This window comes from Clostridium sp., from assembly GCF_050717535.1.
Taxonomy (GTDB): domain Bacteria; phylum Bacillota; class Clostridia; order Clostridiales; family Clostridiaceae; genus Clostridium_AD.
The window spans coordinates 168,202-189,487 of record NZ_JBOITM010000041.1 but is presented as its reverse complement, the minus strand read 5'-3'; the positions used below and the strand labels follow the sequence as shown (position 1 = coordinate 189,487).

Here is a 21,286-nt window from a genome sequence, read left to right as displayed (position 1 = left end):
ATAGAACAGTTTTTGATAGTATTTGTAAGGTTAATCTTCTTAAAATTATAAAAAGTAAAGTAGCTTAAAATCATACATTAATGCTATTTTAAGCTACATAAGAATTTACTTTAGCGGTATATTTTAAATTTGTTTCAAAATTTTTCTCCTTAAACGAGACCTCTCTTAACCATCTCTGTAATAGCAAAACTTGCTACATCATCAGCAAATTTACCTGGCCCAAAACCTGCATCGTATCCAAGCTCTTTTGCAAGTTCATGAGTTATTCTTGGCCCTCCACAAATTAACACAACTTTATCCCTTATTCCTTCTGCTTCTAATAATTCTACTAAATTGGTAAGGTTTTGGATGTGTATATCCTTTTGAGTTACTGTTTGAGAAACTAAAAGCACGTCAGCTTTAAGTTCTATAGCTTTTTTAATAAACTCTTCATTTTCAACTTGGCTTCCCAAGTTCAGTGCTTCTATCATAGGGTATCTCTCAAGGCCATAATGACCTGCAAAACCCTTCATATTCATTACTGCATCAATGCCAACTGTATGAGCATCTGTACCTGTACTAGCTCCAATTATTACTACTTCACGTTTAATGTTTTCTTTTATATACTCACCAATTTGTTTCATGTCCATTACTTCGCCTTCTACAGTTTGAACATGGATTTCTTCATAGTTTACAGTATTCACTAATGAACCATAAATCACATAGAAACTAAATTCACTATCTAAAGCGCGGTGATGAGCACAGTTTGGATCTTTAAGTCCCATAGATTTAGCAAGCTGAAGCGCTGCCTCTACTCCTCTTTCATTATCTTCAACTGGCAATGTAAAGCTCACTTGAACCTTACCGTCATTCATGGTATCACCATAGGGTTTAAGCCTTGTTAGGTCTAAACTTTTATCATAATCTTTGACTTCTAATGAATATTGTCCTTCGCTCATTACTTAGTCCCCCCTAACATTAAATCTACAAATGGATTGAAGTAAGCTTTATCTTTTTCTACAACTCCTGCAAGTCCTTTTCCACCATTTAGAGGCCGCTTAATTCCTGCAAATTTTCCCTGTTCCAGCGTACTAAATAAACCCTCTTTTTCAATTTCACCAATTAGATCTGCTGCTTTATTTAATACTTCATCTACTCTCGTTTCCATAATGCCACCTCTTTTGAAGGTAATTTCCGAGCCTAAATCCTTCATAGTTCTAAATATATATTGAGCATTGTCTATTGCAAGTGCCCTATCTGACATAAATGGTGTGTGTATTGCTTCTGTAAGCATTCCAAGAAGATGTAATTTTTGTCCTGTCATAATAGTAACCATGTTAAATAATGCATCTTGTACTTGCCCTTTAAATATATCTCCAGTCATAAACTTAGTTGGAGGCATATATTTCAGTGGTGCTCTAGGGAAGATTTCTCTTGCCATTTGTGCTTGAGCCAGTTCAAACAAGAATCCATTTTCAACATCTGGGCTTATTTCAAATGCATGTCCAAGTCCCATCTGTTCTTCTGGAATTCCAGCAACTAATGCGAATTGCTCATTTATAAATTGTGAAGCAAGTACAGTATGCGCTTCTTCTACTGCATCTGATGTGGTCAAATAGTTATCTTCTCCAGTGTTTATAATAACTCCAGCAAATCCATTGATTATTCTTGAGAAATATTGGTCAATTATAGTTCTTTGCATATTGATATCTCGAAATAGAATTCCATATAAAGCGTCATTGAGCATAACATCTAATCTTTCTATAGCTCCCATAGCAGCTATTTCAGGCATACATAGTCCTGAGCAATAATTACAAAGTCTTATATATCTTCCTAGCTGTTCTCCTACTTTATCAAGAGCTTCTCTCATAAATCTAAAGTTTTCTTGCGTGGCAACTGTTCCTCCGAAACCTTCCGTTGTTGCTCCATAGGGAACGTAGTCAAGTAAGCTTTGACCTGTGGTTCTTATAACTGCAATTATATCTGCACCTTGCTTCGCTGCTGCTATTGCTTGGGTTATATCCTCGTAGATATTACCTGTAGCAACTATTGCATAAAGATAGGGACCACTCTTATCACCGAATTTTTCAAGATATGCTTCCCTCTTGCCTCTATTTTTACTAATTTTAGCCACCATTGCTTTAGCTACTTTATCTACGGCAATTTTAATCTCAAAATCATCATGCATGGGAAGTTTAGTTAAATCTATTTCACCTCTTGCTACAGACTCTGCGATTTGTTGTGGAAAAAAGCCAGTTTCAACCATAGCATTTCCTATAAACATTGCAGCACCAAGTGCTAAGCCATTACCATTTTTAATGTTATCTACTACTATATTGGGAATGGGAACACCCACTTCATCTATCCCATCAATGCCTAAAAGTCTACAAACAGTTCGCTCTACTGTAACTGTGGTATGTATATCAATAAACTCTTGAGTATCTTTCGCTATATTTTTAGCTGATTGTCTAGCTTTATCAACAATAGCCCAATTTAGATTTAATTTACTTTCCATTTTATTCCTCCTGATTATAAAACTCTTTTGCTATATCCACTATTTCATTTTGAAGTCCTAGTAATAATGCTATATTAAGTGCATCTTTTGGTACTTTATTTTCTTTTGAAACCTTCTCTAACTTATAATCCATATGTTCTTGTATTAATTCAACAGAATGAGTTTTATTCTCATTTATTTTATATTTTAGTTCACTAAAGTCCACATTTTTTAGTCCTATTACCTGATAATGTTCCATATTATCTTGGACCACTCCATCATAATGAGTTGAAATTAAGCTGGCTGAATTAAATTTAGTCAAGTATTTACAAAGAGATTTCACAAGGTAATATCCTTCTTTTGGGTTAGTACCTCTGGCAAACTCATCTAAAGCTATAAACCCATCCTCTCTTTTTACGCACTCAACTACCTCCTTTAACTTTATTATTTCCGCTCCAAATGTACTGAGGCCCTTAGATACTGACTGCATATCATCCGAAACAAAATGAATAAAATTAAGGATTGGAAACTTCGCATCCTTTGCAAACACAAAAAAACCCATTTGTCCCAGTAATAAATTCAGAACAATAGTCTTTAGAGTAACACTTTTTCCTCCCATATTTGCACCTGTTATAATAGTTGTCCCTGCATTTAAATCTATACTAACAGGGGTAAATCGTTTTTTATCATTCTCTAATATTTCTTTAATTTCAGGACTCGAAGCCTCAGAAAGTCGAATCTGCATTTCACTACAAATTTCTGGCCTAGTCCCATTATAAGTTATTGATAGATTGGCTTTAGCAATTAAAAAATCTAATCTACCTATGGCTTTTATATTTTGATTTAAGGACTCCGTTTCTTTAGAAATATCTATGGTTAACTCTTTTCTAATACTGAGTTCCACCGCTTCTTCCTCTATAACTAAATCTAGCCTTTGCTGCTTTAGTTTACTTCTTTCTTCATCATTTTTGGCAGTAAAAATTGTTTTTTCCACTTGCCTCTTCTTTTCACGAATATTTTTCAGGGTTTCGGAATACTCATCATAAACATAAAAAGTAGGTATCCCTGTTCCTCCTGGGTCTAGAGTGTAAATAATTCCATGCAATGACTTTAGATTGAGGTCTTCTATATTAAGATTTAATTCATCTATCACATCTTTTAACTGCACTACCAGCATTGAAAAATATTTAATTTCATATAATTCAACCTCATCTAATGTTTCACCTTCACTACATCTTTTAATAGAATTTCTAATATCTTTAAGCTTACAAAACATTCTTCCTATTGAGTTATACTCATCAGTATGAGATTTAATAGAATTAATTATAGTTTCTAAACTATTTAATTCGTTATTTAATTTATCTATTTCTGATTCTTTAAAAGGTAAAATATTCTTAACTTCCTGGAGACCATATGGAGTAGTTATCCCTAATTTATCCATAATAAAAGAAAAACCAATTTGTTCTCTTTGCTGCTGGTCTAAAAATTTCATTTTACTCTCCTCCAATTACATCAAATACAGGCACAATCAAATTATTTCTAAGCCCATCTAAAAACTTATCCTTATCAAATTCATACCCATAAGGTGATTTTGGATTACTAGTAACACAAACTATATCAATGGGATTTATTGTTTTTATAATTCCACCTTGTACTTTAAATTTATAAAGGGTATCCCTAGTTAAAAACAGCTTTGTTCCGTCTTCAACTAGGAAAGTTACCCCTCTATACATTTTTGTAATAGCCATAATATCCTCTAGAAGATTGTCTGAGACCACACCCTTAATAACTACATAGGATGTATTGTCGTCTATTGTCTGAGCGATTTCCTTAGAAGCTCCTAGTGCCGTAACCACATCTAAAATTTTCATTGTATTATCTCGGTGTATAATGCCTATTCTTCCACTTTGTAAAACTACATCCGCCAGCTTTAATATTTCATGATTCACTTCATTTTCTGTGGATAATAAATTAACAATATGACTGGTTTCTTCTATAACAACTCTCATGCTTTTATCAACTGCAGCCCCCGTTGATAATATTGTAGCATTAGTAATTGATGGACAAGCCGAAGTTTTTCTACTAAGAGCTCCATCCACAATCGTAAGCTTACTTCCAAAATTTTTAAGCTCATCACATATTAATGCCATATGTGAATTTACGGACGGACCTCCCAGTTCTACATATCCATCGCTTAATGCCCTGCATATAATTATTTCTCCCATAGGAGTATTAAATCCTGTAGTTTTTAAAATTTCCCTAGTAATATCACTATTTAATAAGCACTGTTTTGCAGTGGCAATTATAGTTCCATACTCTACGTAAATTTTAGGTTTTCCTGTAGCAGTTACTATGTCCTTTTCTTCTCCGTCTCTTCCTATCGAGGTAAGCCCAAGTGATATTCTCCCTCTAGCTTCTTTCAATATATGATTTAAAACTGTTGTTTTTCCTACATTTTTATTCATTCCTATAATTGAAATACTGTCATATTTTTGAACCATTTGCAAAATACTCAGCATTCCATTGATATCTATCAATTTACTCGTGATTTAATCTTAAATTTCTTTCAAGTCCAACTGGTTCCATAGACATTTTTTCATTGTTTAATAGACCTGCTACTCCTACTTTATGAATCACTTTCTTACCTTCACATACTGCGCAATGGCAGCCTGAAGTATAGCTAGTGGGTTGCTCATAAGAAGTGATAACACCTTCAAAATTTCTAAGCACTATTTTTGCAGGGCTTTGAGATATAAGATAATTTGGCATTACTGGAATTTTTCCACCGCCACCTGGAGCATCAACAACAAAGGTTGGTACACAAAATCCTGAAGTATGACCTCTTAATGCTTCAATAATTTCTATTCCTTTAGATACTGGTGTTCTAAAGTGCTCAAGTCCCATGGAAAGGTCACATTGATAGATATAATATGGTCTAACTCTAATTTTAACAAGTTCATGTACCAAATCCATCATTACATGTGTGCAGTCATTAACTCCTCTTAAAAGAACTGTTTGGTTTCCCAAAGGTATTCCTGCATTTGCCATCCTCTCGCAAGCAAGTTTGGATTCTTCTGTAATTTCATTTGGATGGTTAAAATGAGTATTTAACCAAATGGGATGATATTTTTGCAACATATTAACTAGTTTAGGTGTAATTCTTTGCGGCATAACTACTGGTACTCTTGAACCCAGTCTTATTATTTCAACGTGTGGAATTTCTCTTAATTTTTTGATTATATATTCTAATTTGTCATCTGAAACAAGTAGCGCATCTCCACCCGATAATAATACGTCTCTAATTTGCACCGTATCTCTGATGTACTCGATGGCTTTATCTATTCTATCCATTGGCATAGAACTATCACTTTGCCCTGCAAATCTTCTTCTTGTACAATGCCTACAATACATTGAGCACATATCAGTTATTAATATTAATGCTCTGTCTGGATATCTATGAGTGAGCCCCGGTACTGGAGAATCTGCATCTTCATGTAGTGGATCCAATAAATCAGCACCAGCCTGGTGCAATTCTAATGCAGTTGGTATAGCTTGCTTTCTTATTGGATCATGTGGGTCACTGGGATCTATTAATGCTAAGTAATAAGGTGTTATTGCCATTCTTAACGTTTCAACACATTGCCTTGCACCTTTTTCTTCATCTTCTGTTAGTGGTATATATTTTTTAAGTTCATCTACAGTTTCAATTCTATTTTTAACTTGCCATTTCCAATCATTCCACTGCTCATCTGTTACATCTTTAAATAGTTCAAATCTTCTATTAACTTTCATATTGGTACCTCCATTGTATAATAATTTTTGGTTTTATCATGCATAATTAATATATTAATAAGCTTTAGAGTACAATGGAATACATCTTTACATTGCATCTCTAAATCACAATTTAATATAACCGGGGGTGCTAAAATGTGTTTAAACGTATAATTCTTCGAATACACTTCTTAATAATTCATTTTCTCTTAGCTCTTCCAGAGTTATCTCTGCATGACCTTTAGTATAACCATTTCCTACAATCATAGTAACATCTTTGCCTACACCTTCAGCTCCAAGCGCTGCTTTTGTAAAGCTTGTAGCCATTGAGAAAAAGTATACAATCCCATTATCTTTTACTGGCAGTATTGTCGACATTTCAGTATTTGGAACGTTAACTATATTTATTGCTACGTCAACTTCTTGCCCATTATTGTGCCTCAGTGTAGTGTTCATTACATCAATAGCATTTCTCGCATCTCCAATAACTATTTGCATTTTTAAGTTCAATCTTGCAAGTCTTGCTTTCTCTTCTTCATTTCTTACAAGCCCAATAACATTTCCTGTTGGCCCTACTCTTTTAACTGCTTCATAGCAGCAAAGCATTCCTGATTTTCCTGCTGCGCCTAGGAGTAGAACTGATTGGCCTGGTTTAACAAGTTTAGAAACTTGAGCTGGTGCTCCTGCAACATCTAATGCTGCTAATGCTAGGTTTTCATCCATATCTTTTGGGAGTTTTGCATATAAGCCACTTTGGAACAAAATAGCTTTTCCTTTTATTACAACTCTATCAATATCTGGTTTAATATCTATAATTTCATCTATTCTAAGTGGAGTTAATGATAATGAAACTAAAGTGGAAATTTTGTCTCCAACTTTAAGATCAGTTATTCCAGTCAGTGCTTCACCTATTTTTTCAACCCTTCCAATAAGCATTCCACCTGATCCTGTTACAGGATTTTGCATCTTCCCACGTGCAGTCACGATTTCAATTATTTTAGCTTTTATTTTTTCAATATCGTGACCAGCCTCTTCTTCTATTTGAGTAAAGCTAGCTGAATCTATATTTAGTGCTTGAACATCAATTAAAATTTCATTATCAAATATATTCATATCATTTGATATTTTAGTTGCTGGTTGTGGTAACACACCTTTTGGTTCCAGTACCCTATGGGTTCCATATTTACATCCTTTATTCATTATGAGTTCCCCCTATACATCCATTATTTTTAAATCTTGTGCTACGATAAGATTTGCTTCTGTAAGTGATTTAACCTCATCTACTGTTGTGTCCTTGTGTATTTCCTTTAAAACCAGTCCTTCTTTTGTAACTTCAATTACGCAAAGCTCTGTTACTATTAAGTTAACTTTTCCCTTAGCCGTTAATGGAAGAGTGCATTTTTTAAGAATCTTTGGCACTCCTTTTCCCGTATGCAACATTGCAACAATAACCCTTTTAGCTCCCGCAACAAGATCCATTGCTCCGCCCATACCAGGAACCATCTTCCCTGGTATAATCCAATTTGCTAGATTTCCTTCTTCATCCACCTCTAAGGCTCCAAGCACTGTAATATCAACATGTCCCCCTCTAATTAATGCAAAAGACATTGCACTATCAAAGTAAGCTCCACCAGGAAGTATGCTGCAATACTGCCCACCTGCATTTTGAATATCCTCACTACTTTTACCACTCTCAGCTACAGGTCCCATACCAACCATTCCATTTTCAGAGTGAAAGGTAACCATTAATTCCTCAGGAACATAGTTTGAAACCAATGTAGGAAGTCCAATTCCTAGATTAACAAGCTGTCCATCCTTAAGTTCCATTGCAACTCTCTTTGCAATTATATGTTTTGCAATATTACTATCTGTTATCATATTACTCGATACCTCCCAATATATAATCAACTAAGACTCCAGGAGTCATTACCAGGTCAGCATCAATTCCACCTATTTTTACTAATTCTTCCGTTTCAACTATTACTATATCTGCAGCCGTTGCTATAATAGGATTATAGTTTTTTGTAGTTCCCCTATAAAATGTATTTCCAAATTCATCTGCTATACTACCTTTAATTATTGCAATATCAGCTCTTAATGGTAGCTCAAGCAAATATTCTTTGCCTTCTACTGTAAGCTTTTGTTTTCCTTCTTCGACAATGGTACCTACCCCTGTTGGTGTTAAAACACCTCCAAGTCCCGCTCCACCACATCTTATTCTTTCTATTAATGTTCCTTGTGGTACAAGCTGAACCTCCATTTTGCCTTCATTCATAAGTCTTCCAGTCTCAGAATTTGTACCTATATGGGAAGTTATAACCTTCTTAACCTGGCCACTCACCACAAGTCTTCCCAGCCCTTTATCTGCAAAACTCGTATCATTTGCAATAATAGTTAAATCTTTAACATTCAGTTCAATTAGAATATCAATTATCTTATGCGGAGTTCCACAACCTAAAAATCCACCTATCATAAGTGTGATGCCATCTTTAAAAAGAGGTTTTAATTTATCAGGAGTAACTACCTTATTCATGATTTGCCCCCCATACTTTTATTTATAATCCCATAATTTGTCTTGCCTCGGCTGGAGTAGCTATCTCTCTACCCAATTCTCTTGCAATACGTACAACCTTTTCAACTAATTCTCCATTTGACTTTGCTAGAACACCCTTTGAAATATAGACATTATCCTCAAATCCAACTCTTACGTGTCCACCCATTATTATTGACATTGCTGCCATTTCAAATTCGCTTCTTCCTATACCTGAAACTGTGAATGTGCTCCCCGCAGGAATGCTTCCTGCCATAAATACTAAATCTCTTGGAGTAGCACTTATACCACCATTTACACCCATAACGAAATTGAAATGCATAGGGGATTTTATAAAACCTTTTTTCTGAAGTCTTATAGCCATATCTATCATTCCCTTATCAAAAACTTCAATTTCAGGCTTTACAGAGTATTTAATCATTTTTTCACCAAATTCACTAATAGTATTTTCGGTGTTTACAAATACATCGTCTCCACCAAAATTACAAGTACCTGAATCTAGAGTCGCCATTTCTGGTCTTAAATCAACTGGTTGTAGTCTTTCCGCATTACTCATACCAACAGCTCCACCAGTAGATGGTTGGATTATTGCTTCCGGACATCTACTTTTAACTTCTTCCATGCACAATCTAAATCTCTCTCTATCTTGCGTTGGAATTCCATCATCCATTCTTACATGCAAGTGAATAATGCTAGCACCCGCTCTGTATGCTATTTCAGCTTCCCTTCCAATTTCCTCTACAGTATAAGGAACAGCTGGATTATGCTCTTTTGTAACTTCTGCTCCGCATATGGCTGCAGTAATTATTAATTTTTCCATGTGATGCCTCCTTATATATCATCAATTTGCTAGATGAAAAAGTTTACACTAGGCTTATGCCATATTATTTTCTTTGTTTATCTTTTAAAACTACACAAGTTCCACTCGCCTTGCAAACCACTATTGGCTCTTTTAATACGTCACAAGCTGAATCATTTATTTCTGGTCTTGGTACTATAACTTTTCTTGCCTCAAAAATCATTTTTCTTGACGAATTTCCAATGCTTACTATTTCTCCAACAGCTTCTATAAAATCACCTGCATAAACTGGTGCTAAGAATTCAATAGAATCATAAGCCTTAAATAATCCTTCGTCACCATCATTTAAAATTAAAAGTTCAGTTGCTACATCTCCAAATAATTGAAGCATCCTTGCTCCATCCACGAGATTCCCACCATAATGTGCATCATGGGAACTCATTCTTAATCTGATTAAAGATTTCATATTATCTTCCTCCTCTTTTATTTTATTTATACAATGAATATCACTTACTCATTTGAAAAAACAATTCATCATTATTGCTAGTGTACTTTTGGTTTGTGCCTAGCAAATTAATATTTTGCACACAAAAAAGGCACTGAATTTTCAGTGCCTTAATAAACAAAAATACTTAAGCTATTAATGCAATGAAAAATTATTTTTTCATTACATAAATAGCCCTCCATAAAATCTTTATGGCAGTGATAGAAATATAATCTCTATCCCCAAGAATAAGCTGAAGAACCAGCATACTCTTTCGGCAAACAAATACTTCATTCTTGATATTGGATGTTCATATCCTTGTCATTCAAAAACTACCTCTTTATCTGCACCTCTATTTATGTGAATTTATTAAATTTTAGTTTTTCGTATCTACCTTAATTATAATCTGTTAATAATTCAAATACAATACCTTTTTCAGAAAATTAAATTATTTTTTCAAACCAATAAGAAAAGATACTTTCCTCTTTAAATCCGCTATTTTTATACAATTTAACTGCAATCTTGTTGGATGTAATTACTAAAAGTTTGATTTCATTTAACTTTTTTTCGTATAACTTTTCAATGCATTTCATTATTAAGGAACTCCCTAAACCACTATTTTGAAACTTAGGTGTAATTCCTAAGGTATCCACCCAGCCTGTATTCCCATCAATAGATATTTCATATATACCACAATGTTTTTTTTCAAAATAACATATTCCTATCATATCCTCATTATTGGCATATTGAACTATATAATCATTTACTTCTAACTCATCTATAGTTCCTCCATTGGGACTGTTTTTAAAAGCCTCATTATGAATATTCCTATATTCATGTGAATTAAAAATACAAAGAGGTCTAAGTTCCAAGTCGTTCTTTGCTTTCAAAACCTTATTTTTCTCCCCTCTATAAATCATAACCACCGCATCATAAATATGATTGAATTCCATTTTTTTAATATATGGTATAAGATATGTTTCGCTTTCACGAATACCAATTTTTATACTTTTAGAACTAAACTTATCACAATATTGTGCTATTGTTTCAATTAAAAGTTGTAAAAAAACTTCTGTATTCGAAATTGTTAATGTCCTATTTAAATAACTATTTTCATTTTCTATATTTTCTTTTCCAACACAAACATCTGTGATAAAAGCTTCTCCGTTAATGTTTATTTCCTTGGTTATTAAGGCCGCACTTCCTTTAATCTTCCCTTTATGAAATAAAACGAAAACACTATTACCATCATTAAACGTATCACTTTCGTATATTTTAGTCATTTCTATATATGTTTTATTATAAGTTAAATCTGTAACCTTAATAAAAGTATATAGTTCCTTTTTCTGCAGTGAAGATATTAAATTAAATTGTTTAATCTCCATTTGCTCATCCCCTTTTAATCATTTATCCAATAAGTACTTCCTTTATCTTCCCTATCCATAAATCCATTTCGAATTGAATATCTACGAAGATAAAAATATTCTAACCCCTTGCTTTAAACCTCTGATAATCAAAACATTTTGTACTAAATTATAGTAAAAAAAGATATCAATAGGCTTCACCCTTCTGACATCCATTTCATTGTATGATTAAATTGTGGTAAATATAAAATTTATCAGAGCAGACTTGCATAAGTAACTACAAAACAATTAAATTACATTTAGAAATTCTAGTTTCTAATTCTTATGCAATTCCCGTAGAATAAATTTCATACTCTTAATCTCTTTTAGATAATCATTATTTCATTTTAGTTTTATTTACTTCCATTATCTTATGCACTATATGCTCATATCCATTTTCTGAATGTGGAATAATGCACGATGAACAATCCTTAACACCATTTACAAACTTTTTGTTCCCACCACAATCCTCAAGAAAATACAAAGGACAATAACAAAATAGACAGTTAAAATTTTCATCATTTTCGACTTCGTGGCAAGGAAAATATTTACAATCAATATTTCTAAAAAATTTGTAATTATTCTTCATTTTTATATCCCCTTTAATGTCTATAATTTTTCTTATAATACTATATATCATAATAATTATATCACTTTTTTTCTGGTGCTTGCTTATAAATTAACCAATAATCTAACCCTACAAGAATTTCACAATAAATTCAAATATATATTACTTATAATTATACAATTATTTTATATATAGCTTGTCCTAAATAGGTGAATGCAATAATTATTAATATTGATAATACTACTTGAACTGTTCCTTTCTTTATTAAAGAAGAAAAGTTTCTTCTATTTTCATTATGTCCTGATTTTTTTTTATTGATTAATGAATTATCATGCTGTATTGCTTTAAGATTAGGATAAATAATCACATCTTTTAAATAGGCAGCTATACTTATGATAAGAATAAAAAGTGATATAATCCTTGCAATAGAGAAGAAATTTACATTCATAGAGTACCCTACGAAAGCAGCTATGGGTATAACAAGTCCTAGTAATATAAGTAATTTACTACCTATTGATTTTGGTATAGATTTCGGCTTAAATTTTGCCTTGGCTTTTGTGCTTAGAGACTTATAAGTAGTTTTCTTTTTCATAATAACCCTTCTTTCATATTTTTACCAAAACTCTTAAGGTCATTATACCAAATTTTTAAATATTTGTTAACAATTTTTTATATTTGAAATTTTAAAAAATTACAATATTTAATCTTAATATTGTGTTTAAAATTCAAAATGCTTCCATGTTATATACATCCACATCCTCTAATACTGTTTCTTGTGAAATAACGTCCTCTGGAAATTGCTTAGCCAAAATTTCCTTAAATTTTATAAGTTGCTGAGTAGAAATTTCCGGTTTTTTTGGCAATGTATTTTCTTCTTTAATAAGACTCCCAGACTTTAATTTATACATAAATTGGTCGCCAACAATACTTATATTGTTTTCATCATCAAACTTCATCTCTCCATTTGTATCGCCACTTATAATTATCTTCTTTAAATTACTAATAGCTTTTCCATCACTATTAACCTTAGCTAGACTAAGATAACCTATTGCTTCACCACTTGAATTTACTTGATTTTCTACATAACTTCTAAATGAAATCATTTTGCCATCCTTAGATATAACAGCATCATATATTACTTCCTTAGCATCAATTGTCTCAAAAATCTTATTACCATTAATATACAAATTAGCTTTTGGTTCTGGGAATATATGAGGTGTATTGCTGTAAAGAATATTTTTATTATTTATAGTAATATCTCTTAGGGTACCCAAGCAAGATATTACCTCTTGTTTACTTTTTATGTTGTATACTGAATAGCTTGAAACTGATGGGTTTATGTGACCTGTAACTAAAACATTTTCATTATCAAGCCATTTTAGTTCAATAATTTGTTGAAGGTTTTTATTATTTATTACAATATCCGTTAAGCTTTCAGTTTTAATATCATAGACAATTACATGTGGAGGATATGTTGCTTTTTCACTATTAAAGTATCTGAATACAATTTTTGTTTTATCTGGAGAAATCATTAATAAATCCTTTCCTTGTAATTTATCTCCAATGGATTTAATTTGTGTTTTCGTTTCATCATAGATATAAACATTATTATTCTTCTCAAATGCTATCTTTGTTATTTTCGTGTCAGCTACAACCTTTTCTTTATCTTTAACCTCAGTATTTTTGCTAGAATTTTCTTTGTTTTCCTTTATATTTTTATATGTTTTCCAAATTCTATTTGAACTAGACATTGAGATGAATATGCTTAAGAATAAACATACTGCCACAATGGATAGTTTTAAATTTTTTTTTACTTTTTTATCATGGATAGTCATAATTTTGCTCCTCTTAAATCATAAAAATAACTACTTTTTTAAATCATTGAAACTTAGACTATTATACCCCACTTATATTAGGGTATCAACTAGAATGTTTTATATTTAACACAATTTTCATATGCTATGATATAATATTCACAATAATTATTTCTCCCTGAGTTATTAATTTTTCCATCTCCTATAGTTAACAGAAATAAATAATGAGTGTAAGATTATTTATAATAATCCTACACTCATTAACTAAAATGTATATTTTTCACCACAATATTTACAGAATATTGCTTGTTTTTCACTACCCTCTACTTTTTCGCCACAATAGGTGCAGAATGAAGGTATCCTCTTGCTTTTGTGTTCCCCAAATGATTGTACATTCTTTTTCATTATTTTTTTCAATTTTTCTTTAGTTACAGGTGTATGTATAAACCCATCTATTACACTGCCTTCAAAATCCTCTAACCTCATATCATTGCTTGAGGATAAAAGACACTTTGTTTGAGGATACATGTATTTTATCTGTTGTAATATCTTATCTCCTGTTTTTTCTTTCATAATAAAATTTGCTATAATGCTATTACAGTTTAATTCTCGTAAATCGCTAATCGCATTAAATTCATTACTTATAATAACTTCATACCCTAAATTTACAAGCATATCTCTCATAATAAAATTTTCAAATTTACAATCATTAACTAAGAGTACTCTATCCATATTTTTTCTCCTATTCAAAATATTTGTTACCCCTATAATATTCATTTTAATAACAACCAGAACTTTTAATATTTTATCTAAATTTCAAAATTAGTACTTATTTAGTAGTTATTAAATTCAAGAAAAGTGTACCATTATACTTGGAACTTTACAATTTATTTTACAACAAAAATACAAATTGCTAATATTTTATATCTATCAATTCTTAGAAAAAGCCAAAAAAATAACCACCATAACCTTATGATAGCCTTAAAATTATTATAATTATCTCTTAAATACATTATTTATGATATAATAATTTCATAGAATTATTGATAAAATAATCATTAATAAAGGAAGTGAATTAAGCTTGTTTAACGATAAAAAAATCCCTTATTTAAAATTAGTTCCTATAATTTTATTATCATTTATTTTATTTCGAGTAGTAAATAATATAGAATTACTAACCGATGCCTTTAGCATTTTCCTATCCTATATAAGCTCCTTTATATGGGCATTCGGAATAGCTTACTTATTAAACCCCATAATGATCGCTATTGAGAGAAATTTCCATACAAACCGTGTTATAACACTACTCATCATATACGTTTGTGTTATAGGCATATCATTTTTCAGTATAACCATATTAACCCCTAACATAGGTGTTAGTATTCGTGAATTAACAGACTCAACTCCTGAATATATATCCAAGACTCAGATTTGGTTATCTAATAACATTGACAAAGTTCAATTACTTGATAAATATGGTATAACCAAATATTTAGAAGAAGCAACCTCAACATTCATGTCAAACTTAAGTGAATATTTAAATACTGGCATTAATTTTGCTTTCCTAACCGCCGTAGGTTTCACTTCTTCTTTAATGAAATTTTTGCTGGGATTTGTTGTGTCTATGTATCTTTTAAAGGATAAAGAAACCTTAATACTAAATATAAAAAGACTGATTTATGCAGTCTTAAAAAAAGAAAATGCAGATGGTCTTTTAAAATTTAGTAATGAAGCAAATAATATTTTTTCAGGCTTTGTTATAGGTAAATTTATTGACTCCGTTATTATTGGTTTTATGTGCTTTGTAGGCCTTAGTATTCTAAGAATGCCTTATGCTATACTTATAAGCTTAATAGTTGGAGTTACAAATATGATTCCTTATTTCGGACCCTTCATTGGTATGGTTCCCGCTTTTTTTATTACCCTACTTGATAGCCCTGTAAAAGCCTTTTGGATACTTTTGTTTATTATTATTCTTCAACAGTTTGACGGATTATATTTAGGTCCAAAAATTCTTGGGAAATCTGTTGGTTTAAGTCCACTACTTATTATTCTTTCCATATTAATTGGCGGTGGAACCTTTGGTATTCTCGGCATGTTCCTTGCAGTACCCACCATGGCCATTGTTTTACTGATAGCTGAGAGATTCATAAATAGGAGACTAAAAGAAAAGGATATTAAATTATAATATCCTATCTTTCTCCAAGTTTTAAATTGGGTATTGCATTAAGTTTCAGACCCGAAACTTTTCCTTTAATTAGTTCAAAATAAGCTGCACTACCAATCATAGCTGCATTATCAGTGCAAAGTATCATTTCTGGGAACAAAACTTTTATGTCTTTCTTTTGCCCTTGTTTTATCATTGTCTCTCTAAGGCAAGAATTTGATGCTACTCCTCCCGCTATTGCTATTTTATGTACCCCTTTTATCTCACATGCCTCTAGAGCATTATGGACCAAAACATCAACTACAGCCTTTTGAAAAGATGCTGCCACATCAGGTACATTAATCTTTTCATTTTTCATATTCATCTTATTTAAGTAATTTAGCACAGAGGATTTAACTCCACTAAAAGAAAAGTCCAAGGTATTATCATGAAATTTAGCTCTTGGAAATTTTATAGCATCAGCATTACCCTGTTTTGCTATCTTATCTATTTTAGGTCCACCTGGGTAACCAAGTCCAATAGCGCGGGCTACCTTATCAAAGGCTTCCCCTGCAGCATCATCTCTAGTTTGGCCCATGACCTCAAAATCACCATGATCCTTCATATATACAATAAACGTATGACCACCTGAAGCTACCAAACATACAAATGGTGGTTCAAGCTCCACATATTGAATAAAATTGGCACTTATATGACCTTCTATATGATTAACTCCAATTAAGGGCTTACTGGTTGCATATGCAAGGCCCTTAGCATATTGAACCCCTACCAGTAATGCTCCTACCAGCCCCGGTCCATAAGTTACTCCTATTGCATCTATATCCTCTAATGTTACTTTAGCTTCGTCTAGCGCCTCTTGAACTACAGCACTTATTACTTCTATATGTTTTCTAGAGGCCACTTCTGGAACAACTCCTCCAAATTTTTCGTGTATATCTATCTGCGATGCAATTATGTTTGATAGAACTTGGCGACCATTAACTACTACTGCAGCCGCTGTCTCATCGCAACTTGATTCAATTGCAAGTATTTTAATCTTCTTTTCCATTGTTTTTACCCACCTTTAATATAGTTTATAATTTTTTTTATATTCATAAAAACATTCTAAAAATGTTTAATTTAAAAAAGTTATCTTTTAAGAAGTTTAATATTTAAGAGTGTTTACCTTAATAACACAAACTAATTATACTTTATTAACTTTAGCATATCAAATTTTTATATGTATTTCTAAAATGTATACACTTATTGAAGCGCATTTCTTTATTTAATTGCACCCACTTATTTAAGTTCACTCAGGCACATTTAATCTTATTTTTTCTTTTTGTATGATATAATTATATATGTAATTATATCATAGAAAATTTAAATTAATAATTGCAATCTATTAGAAGTAGATCCTAGGGGGAAAATATGAGTAACACCTATGCTAAAGTCATAATAAAAGGCTCGCCTATTTCAAAATCTAACTTTAAACTTTTCAATATGAATGGCAGAGCTATTCTACCTTATAATTCTGGTAAGTACCATGATAGATATGCTTTATATGAAGAAGAAATTGCCTATCAATGTAGAATTCAAAATTCCAATATATTTTTAACAGAATCACTTATTGCTGTTTTGAAGGTATATTATAAAAGTGTAAAAAGGCATCCCGATACAAACAACATTACAAAAAGTATTTTTGATGGTATAGAAAAAAGTGGTCTTATAGTAAATGATGCACAGGTTACAAGACTTATTATTGAAGAATTTTACGATAAAGAAAATCCCAGATTTGAATTAGAACTTTTTGGTGAAAGTATTTATACTATGAATTACAGTATAATTGAAAAAACCGAAAAACAACAACCTATTAATTATGACCCACCTTCAAACAAAAAAAACACCATAGGTTCTAAATCAAACAAATCAAATTCCGTGGTTCTTAATAAGGATCCTTCAACACTTATATGTGAAATCTGTAAAAGACCAGTACTAAAGAATAACTGTATTTCTGCCAACAAGGGCAAAACTATATTATGTAAAAAATGCTTCAAAAAATTATATTAAGGACAGTAGTTTCATTTTACGAAATCACATGGAATTACTGTCTCTGCTTATTTATACATATAAACAACAAATATAGCTATGCTATTGATATAAATTTTTATTAATATAAATTTTTAATAATGCAACTTTCTGTTCATTTTAAAAATATTCTGAATTTAATTTATTAAAATACTTATTATAATATAACATGTCCATATTCTATGTTATAATACTGTTATAAAAATGTTCTCATTCAAAAAAACTACATACTAGGAGGGTTCATATGAGCACGAATGTCAATATCGACTGGAGTAAACTAGGTTTTTCTTATACAAAGACGGATTTACGTTATGTTTCAATATGGAAAAATGGCAAATGGGATGATGGAAAACTAGTTGAAGATAACAATATTACTATAAGTGAAGCTTCAACAGCTCTTCACTATGGACAACAGTGTTTTGAAGGCTTAAAAGCTTATCGCACAAAGTCTGGTAAAATCCAATTGTTTAGACCTGATGAAAATGCTAAACGTATTAGCAGAAGCTGTAAACGTATTCTTATGCCTGAAATTCCTATTGAAAAGTTTGTTGATGCCTGCATACAAGTTGTTAAAGCAAACGAATCTTTTGTTCCACCCTATGGAACTGGTGCAACACTTTACCTTAGACCTTATGTTATAGGTATTGGCGATAATCTTGGAGTAAGATCAGCCCCAGAATTTATGTTTAGCATATTTTGTTGCCCTGTAGGTCCTTACTTCAAAGGTGGAATGGCCCCTGTAAACTTTATGATTGCAGAAGAATTTGACAGAGCTGCCCCTCATGGAACAGGAGCTGCAAAAGTTGGCGGTAACTATGCTGCAAGTCTTCTTGCTCATACCACTGCTGTAGAAAAAGGATTTGCAGATTGTATTTACCTTGATCCTGCAACTCATACCAAAATTGAAGAAGTTGGAGCTGCAAACTTCTTTGGAATTACAAATGATAATGTATTTGTGACTCCAAAATCACCATCAATACTTCCTAGTATAACTAAATATTCACTAATGAACATTGCAAAAGAATATTTAAAACTTGAAGTTGAGGAAAGAGATGTTCCAATAAATAATCTTAGCGACTTTAAAGAAGCAGGAGCTTGCGGAACTGCTGCCGTAATAACTCCAATTGGTGGAATAGCATATAATAATGAGCTTCATGTTTTCCATAGCGAGACAGAAGTAGGCCCCGTTATAAAAGAACTCTATGACACCCTTTATGGAATCCAATTTGGAGAAGTAGAAGCTCCAGAAGGATGGATTGTAGAAGTTAAATAATTAGTAGAAGTTAAATAATTAGTAGAAGTTAAATAATTAATAGAAGTTAAATAATTTCTAATATAAATTTTAGTTTTTTTCTTTACAAAGAATGAAACCATGATAAATTTATCATGGTTTCATTCTTTTATTTTATTTTATATACATTTTATTATAATACTCATCAAGCATTCTCTCTACTGAGAACTCATAACTTGTAGTTTTAATACTTTCCTTCATCATTTCTACCCACTTTTCCCTATTGTCATAATAAGTAGTCATAACTCTATTTATTAAAGTATCATAAAGAGCAGTTGTATCATGTTTATCCAGTTCCACTGGAGATAAATCATCAAGACTTACTCCATCTCCAAACTGCCATCCATTTACACCATCATTACAAGCCTCTGGCCACCAACCATCCAGAATAGAGCAGTTAAGCACACCATTCATTGCAGCTTTCATTCCTGAAGTTCCACTAGCCTCTAGTGGCCTTCTTGGATTATTTAACCAAATGTCTGAACCTCTAGTTAGCATTCTCCCTATGTTCATGTCATAATTTTCTAAAAATACTACACTGTTTGGATATTTTTTCATCATTCTTACTAGTTTTGCTACTATTTCTTTTCCTGTATCATCGAGGGGATGTGCTTTCCCTGAAAATACAATTTGAACCTTTCCACTTTTAAGCAGTGGAGAAATAATTTTTTCCTCTGTAAATATCAAATCACTTCTCTTATATGGTGCAGCCCTTCTTGAAAATCCAATAAGTAACTTATCTGCATCCAGCTCCACATTTGTCCTTTCGTTAATAAATCCTATAAGTTCCTTTTTAACAGTTTGATGAGCATCCCATAGCTCTCCATTATTTTCGTAAGCATCAGTAATTCGATTGTCTACCCATGTTGGCTTATGAATTCCATTAGTTATACCGATAATTTCAGACCTTCCAGCAACGGTTCTCCACATTTTGTTTGCAGTTGACATATGAAGTTGTGCTACAGCATTAGATTTCCTTGAAAGTCTAAGTCCTGCTACCGTCATATTAAATGGTTCTCCACCAATCCTAATCATTTGCTCTCTAGTTAATCCATTAAATGCTCCCATATACTCTAATTTGGAAATATCATGAGATTCATTTCCTTCAACTATTGGTGTGTGAGTTGTAAATACTACCTCTTCACGGGTTTTGTTCCAAGACTCCTCAAAGCTAAATCCCGATTGCATTTTTTCTTTTATAAGTTCTGTAGCTGCAAGTGCTGCGTGTCCTTCATTAAAATGGTATACATCTACGGGTATGTCCAAGGCTCTTAAAGCTTTTACTCCCCCAATGCCTAATACTATTTCTTGAGCAATTCGTTCTTCTCCAAACCATCCATACAATTGTCCTGTTATCCAATTGTCTGCATTTTCTGGTATATCAGTATCTAAAAGGTATAATGGAACATTCCCAAATTCCTCTAATTTCCAAACCTTGCACACTATATCTAACTTTCTTATTTTAACAGTTACTTTTATCCCTGTATCTTGCAAAAAGTCATAATTATTATTATGATATGTATCATAGGCTTTTCCATTTTCATCTATAAGTTGCTCTGTATATCCTTGTTTCCACTTAAGACCTATTCCTACCAATGGTAGATTTAAATCTTTAGCTCCTTTTAAATAATCGCCTGCAAGTATTCCTAGTCCACCTGCATAAGCTTTAAAATCTGGGTGTAGTCCGTACTCCATACAAAAATAAGCGACTCTTGGAAGTTTGTTAATATCCATTGAATTTTCCCTCCTATATTCTTTTTTAATAATAAACAATTTATGAATAGTTAATTATTTTAATCTTTATTGTGCTATAAATTTCGCAATTTATTTTAGTTATAGTTTTTATAATTATTATACATAATATTTATAATTAATGCAACCGTTTGCACATAAAATTA

Annotated in this window: 19 protein-coding genes, 2 pseudogenes and 1 riboswitch; of the genes and pseudogenes, 3 read left to right on the top strand and 18 right to left on the bottom strand. The window is 31.9% G+C overall.

What is annotated here, in order from left to right; translation table 11 throughout:
* Positions 1–149 precede the first annotated feature (149 nt).
* The 16 genes and pseudogenes from kamE to ACREVU_RS07715 all read right to left on the bottom strand — a co-directional run bounded on the left by kamE (position 150) and on the right by ACREVU_RS07715 (position 14,595).
* The gene (kamE, locus tag ACREVU_RS07790; RefSeq protein ID WP_431551040.1) at positions 150–938 is read right to left on the bottom strand and encodes a lysine 5,6-aminomutase subunit beta; all 789 of its coding nucleotides are present in this window, start codon (positions 936–938) and stop codon (positions 150–152) included.
* Complete coding sequence (gene kamD, locus ACREVU_RS07785; protein WP_431551039.1) at positions 938–2,494, bottom strand: lysine 5,6-aminomutase subunit alpha; 1,557 nt, start codon at positions 2,492–2,494, stop codon at positions 938–940. Before kamD ends, kamE begins: the two co-directional genes overlap by 1 nt.
* A gap of 1 nt (position 2,495) precedes the next feature.
* Complete coding sequence (kamC, locus tag ACREVU_RS07780; protein ID WP_431551038.1) at positions 2,496–3,965, bottom strand: lysine 5,6-aminomutase reactivase ATPase KamC; 1,470 nt, start codon at positions 3,963–3,965, stop codon at positions 2,496–2,498.
* A 1-nt stretch (position 3,966) separates the two neighbouring features.
* On the bottom strand, positions 3,967–4,992 hold the full coding sequence (gene kamB / locus ACREVU_RS07775) for a lysine 5,6-aminomutase reactivase subunit KamB (RefSeq protein ID WP_503417256.1): 1,026 nt from the start codon (positions 4,990–4,992) through the stop codon (positions 3,967–3,969).
* 19 nt (positions 4,993–5,011) lie between these two features.
* Positions 5,012–6,265, bottom strand: a complete 1,254-nt coding sequence (gene kamA, locus ACREVU_RS07770) for a lysine 2,3-aminomutase (RefSeq protein ID WP_431551036.1) — start codon at positions 6,263–6,265, stop codon at positions 5,012–5,014.
* A 141-nt stretch (positions 6,266–6,406) separates the two neighbouring features.
* Complete coding sequence (kdd, locus tag ACREVU_RS07765) at positions 6,407–7,444, bottom strand: L-erythro-3,5-diaminohexanoate dehydrogenase (RefSeq protein ID WP_431551035.1); 1,038 nt, start codon at positions 7,442–7,444, stop codon at positions 6,407–6,409.
* Between the two features lie 12 nt (positions 7,445–7,456).
* Positions 7,457–8,122 carry a 3-oxoacid CoA-transferase subunit B gene (locus ACREVU_RS07760; RefSeq protein WP_431551034.1) on the bottom strand — a complete coding sequence of 222 codons (666 nt, stop codon included), beginning with the start codon at positions 8,120–8,122 and terminating at the stop codon, positions 7,457–7,459.
* Position 8,123: 1 nt separating this feature from the next.
* Positions 8,124–8,777: an acetate CoA-transferase subunit alpha gene (atoD, locus tag ACREVU_RS07755; RefSeq protein WP_431551033.1), complete on the bottom strand. Its 654-nt coding sequence runs from the start codon at positions 8,775–8,777 to the stop codon at positions 8,124–8,126.
* Between the two features lie 22 nt (positions 8,778–8,799).
* A complete protein-coding gene (gene kce, locus ACREVU_RS07750) occupies positions 8,800–9,615 on the bottom strand; it encodes a 3-keto-5-aminohexanoate cleavage enzyme (protein ID WP_431551032.1) in 816 nt (271 codons plus the stop codon).
* Between the two features lie 64 nt (positions 9,616–9,679).
* Entirely contained in the window at positions 9,680–10,060 is a 381-nt protein-coding gene (kal, locus tag ACREVU_RS07745; RefSeq protein WP_431551031.1) for a 3-aminobutyryl-CoA ammonia lyase, read from the bottom strand.
* Between the two features lie 202 nt (positions 10,061–10,262).
* Positions 10,263–10,441: riboswitch (Lysine riboswitch) on the bottom strand.
* An 80-nt stretch (positions 10,442–10,521) separates the two neighbouring features.
* Positions 10,522–11,463, bottom strand: coding sequence for a GNAT family N-acetyltransferase (locus ACREVU_RS07740; protein ID WP_431551030.1), 942 nt, complete (start codon positions 11,461–11,463; stop codon positions 10,522–10,524).
* A 14-nt stretch (positions 11,464–11,477) separates the two neighbouring features.
* Positions 11,478–11,552: pseudogene (locus ACREVU_RS07735) on the bottom strand (hypothetical protein); the annotation flags it as partial.
* 266 nt (positions 11,553–11,818) lie between these two features.
* A complete protein-coding gene (locus ACREVU_RS07730) occupies positions 11,819–12,070 on the bottom strand; it encodes a cysteine-rich small domain-containing protein (protein WP_431551029.1) in 252 nt (83 codons plus the stop codon).
* Between the two features lie 151 nt (positions 12,071–12,221).
* Positions 12,222–12,641, bottom strand: coding sequence for a hypothetical protein (locus ACREVU_RS07725; RefSeq protein WP_431551028.1), 420 nt, complete (start codon positions 12,639–12,641; stop codon positions 12,222–12,224).
* A 133-nt stretch (positions 12,642–12,774) separates the two neighbouring features.
* On the bottom strand, positions 12,775–13,884 hold the full coding sequence (locus ACREVU_RS07720; RefSeq protein WP_431551027.1) for a hypothetical protein: 1,110 nt from the start codon (positions 13,882–13,884) through the stop codon (positions 12,775–12,777).
* A 243-nt stretch (positions 13,885–14,127) separates the two neighbouring features.
* Positions 14,128–14,595, bottom strand: a complete 468-nt coding sequence (locus tag ACREVU_RS07715) for a response regulator (protein ID WP_431551026.1) — start codon at positions 14,593–14,595, stop codon at positions 14,128–14,130.
* A 349-nt stretch (positions 14,596–14,944) separates the two neighbouring features.
* Between ACREVU_RS07715 and ACREVU_RS07710 the strand changes: the two genes are divergently transcribed.
* On the top strand, positions 14,945–16,051 hold the full coding sequence (locus tag ACREVU_RS07710) for an AI-2E family transporter (RefSeq protein WP_431551025.1): 1,107 nt from the start codon (positions 14,945–14,947) through the stop codon (positions 16,049–16,051).
* A 4-nt stretch (positions 16,052–16,055) separates the two neighbouring features.
* Here the strand turns inward: ACREVU_RS07710 and tsaD are convergent, their stop codons facing one another.
* Positions 16,056–17,078: a tRNA (adenosine(37)-N6)-threonylcarbamoyltransferase complex transferase subunit TsaD gene (tsaD, locus tag ACREVU_RS07705; protein ID WP_431551024.1), complete on the bottom strand. Its 1,023-nt coding sequence runs from the start codon at positions 17,076–17,078 to the stop codon at positions 16,056–16,058.
* Between the two features lie 362 nt (positions 17,079–17,440).
* On the opposite strand from tsaD, the gene ACREVU_RS07700 reads away from it, so the two are divergent.
* Positions 17,441–18,079: a RusA family crossover junction endodeoxyribonuclease gene (locus ACREVU_RS07700; protein ID WP_431551023.1), complete on the top strand. Its 639-nt coding sequence runs from the start codon at positions 17,441–17,443 to the stop codon at positions 18,077–18,079.
* A 259-nt stretch (positions 18,080–18,338) separates the two neighbouring features.
* Positions 18,339–19,370: pseudogene (locus ACREVU_RS07695) on the top strand (branched-chain amino acid aminotransferase); the annotation flags it as partial.
* Positions 19,371–19,502: 132 nt separating this feature from the next.
* On the opposite strand, the gene glgP reads toward ACREVU_RS07695, so the two are convergent.
* The gene (glgP, locus tag ACREVU_RS07690; RefSeq protein ID WP_431551022.1) at positions 19,503–21,122 is read right to left on the bottom strand and encodes an alpha-glucan family phosphorylase; all 1,620 of its coding nucleotides are present in this window, start codon (positions 21,120–21,122) and stop codon (positions 19,503–19,505) included.
* Positions 21,123–21,286: the final 164 nt, after the last annotated feature.

What these genes read in the sequence shown, in the direction of transcription:
- kamE (WP_431551040.1), bottom strand. Translation starts at nt 938, where the DNA reads ATGAGCGAAGGACAATATTCATTAGAAGTCAAAGATTATGATAAAAGT.
- kamD (WP_431551039.1), bottom strand. Translation starts at nt 2,494, where the DNA reads ATGGAAAGTAAATTAAATCTAAATTGGGCTATTGTTGATAAAGCTAGA.
- kamC (WP_431551038.1), bottom strand. Translation starts at nt 3,965, where the DNA reads ATGAAATTTTTAGACCAGCAGCAAAGAGAACAAATTGGTTTTTCTTTT.
- kamB (WP_503417256.1), bottom strand. Translation starts at nt 4,992, where the DNA reads ATGCTGAGTATTTTGCAAATGGTTCAAAAATATGACAGTATTTCAATT.
- kamA (WP_431551036.1), bottom strand. Translation starts at nt 6,265, where the DNA reads ATGAAAGTTAATAGAAGATTTGAACTATTTAAAGATGTAACAGATGAG.
- kdd (WP_431551035.1), bottom strand. Translation starts at nt 7,444, where the DNA reads ATGAATAAAGGATGTAAATATGGAACCCATAGGGTACTGGAACCAAAA.
- ACREVU_RS07760 (WP_431551034.1), bottom strand. Translation starts at nt 8,122, where the DNA reads ATGATAACAGATAGTAATATTGCAAAACATATAATTGCAAAGAGAGTT.
- atoD (WP_431551033.1), bottom strand. Translation starts at nt 8,777, where the DNA reads ATGAATAAGGTAGTTACTCCTGATAAATTAAAACCTCTTTTTAAAGAT.
- kce (WP_431551032.1), bottom strand. Translation starts at nt 9,615, where the DNA reads ATGGAAAAATTAATAATTACTGCAGCCATATGCGGAGCAGAAGTTACA.
- kal (WP_431551031.1), bottom strand. Translation starts at nt 10,060, where the DNA reads ATGAAATCTTTAATCAGATTAAGAATGAGTTCCCATGATGCACATTAT.
- ACREVU_RS07740 (WP_431551030.1), bottom strand. Translation starts at nt 11,463, where the DNA reads ATGGAGATTAAACAATTTAATTTAATATCTTCACTGCAGAAAAAGGAA.
- ACREVU_RS07730 (WP_431551029.1), bottom strand. Translation starts at nt 12,070, where the DNA reads ATGAAGAATAATTACAAATTTTTTAGAAATATTGATTGTAAATATTTT.
- ACREVU_RS07725 (WP_431551028.1), bottom strand. Translation starts at nt 12,641, where the DNA reads ATGAAAAAGAAAACTACTTATAAGTCTCTAAGCACAAAAGCCAAGGCA.
- ACREVU_RS07720 (WP_431551027.1), bottom strand. Translation starts at nt 13,884, where the DNA reads ATGACTATCCATGATAAAAAAGTAAAAAAAAATTTAAAACTATCCATT.
- ACREVU_RS07715 (WP_431551026.1), bottom strand. Translation starts at nt 14,595, where the DNA reads ATGGATAGAGTACTCTTAGTTAATGATTGTAAATTTGAAAATTTTATT.
- tsaD (WP_431551024.1), bottom strand. Translation starts at nt 17,078, where the DNA reads ATGGAAAAGAAGATTAAAATACTTGCAATTGAATCAAGTTGCGATGAG.
- ACREVU_RS07700 (WP_431551023.1), top strand. Translation starts at nt 17,441, where the DNA reads ATGAGTAACACCTATGCTAAAGTCATAATAAAAGGCTCGCCTATTTCA.
- glgP (WP_431551022.1), bottom strand. Translation starts at nt 21,122, where the DNA reads ATGGATATTAACAAACTTCCAAGAGTCGCTTATTTTTGTATGGAGTAC.